Raw genomic sequence first — 1,149 nt, forward strand, 5'->3', positions numbered from 1 at the left:
GTCGAACACCACCGGCAGGAAGCGGTCGAGCGTGTCGCGGATCTCGGTGAGCAGGCGCAGGTAGATGCCGAGCTCGTTGATCGTCGTGAACTGGCGCATGTGCGTCGTGCTCACCAGGTCGTGGGCGCGGCGGAGCAGGGTCGGCAGGCCGTCGGCGTCCAGGTCCTTCGCGATGCGGTGCGCACGCTGCGCCCCGTCGCTCGAGGAGAACTTCGCGCCGTACCAGGGCGAGTCGTCGGGGCCGTAGCGGAACTCGCCGAGGTTCGCGGCGCTGACCATGGTCTCGGCGACGCGCGACCGGCCGTCGACCATCGAGGCCACGGACTGCTTCGACAGCCGGGCGGTCGTCGACGGGGCGACGGGGAGCAGCGACAGGCGCGACAGCTCCACCAAGCAGTCGAGCACCGAGACGCCGAAGTCGGGGTCCTTGCGGGTGAGCGAGCCGCGGTAGTCCTTCAGCACCTTGCGCAGGCGGACCAGGGCGTCGTCGACCTCGCGGAGGTTCGGCCGCGCGGCCTTCTCGTTGCGGGCGATGGCACGGACGACGTCGCGGCGCAGGGTCGACGGCGTGACGGCGACCCCGGGCAGCTGGACCTCGCCGAAGCGTGCGGCGATGCCCCGCAGGGTGGCGCGGCGCGGGCTCACGACGAGGACGCGCTTGTTCGCCGCGACCAGACCGCCCAGGGCGTTCACGATGGTCTGGGTGCCACCGGTGCCCGGCAGGGTCTTCACGACGATGGAGTTGCCGGCCGTGATCTGGGCGATCACGTTCTCCTGCTCGTCGTCGGCGTCGAGCAGCAGCGTGTCGGTCTCGGGGCTGCGCTCGTCCGACGGGGTCTGCTCGACGGGGTGGTAGGACTGCTCGACCTGCCACTTCGCGCTCGGGTTGCCGGCCAGGGCGTCCAGCACGGGGTGCGACAGGTCGCCGGTGTCCTCGACCATGCCGGTCGCGACCTCGGCGAAGGCGGACACCACGAGTCGGGCGTGCACCGAGAAGCCCGGGATGTGCGCGGTCAGCCCACGCAGCCGGTCGATGACGGGGTTCGGTGTGAACGAGCCGTCCTGCTGTGCGAGGGCCACGAAGGACTGCGCGTCGAGGATCACCCCGAACTGCTCGTGGAGGGCGTCGGCGAGGCCCGGGTTGAGCAC

Annotated in this window: 1 pseudogene; it reads right to left on the reverse strand. The window is 71.4% G+C overall.

Annotation, left to right across the window (positions count from 1 at the left end):
- A pseudogene (locus BACI9J_RS22330) lies at window positions 1–1,149 on the reverse strand (AAA family ATPase); the annotation flags it as partial.

The sequence above is a fragment of the Arthrobacter sp. 9V genome (assembly GCF_902506065.1).
Classification (GTDB): Bacteria; Actinomycetota; Actinomycetes; order Actinomycetales; family Micrococcaceae; genus Arthrobacter.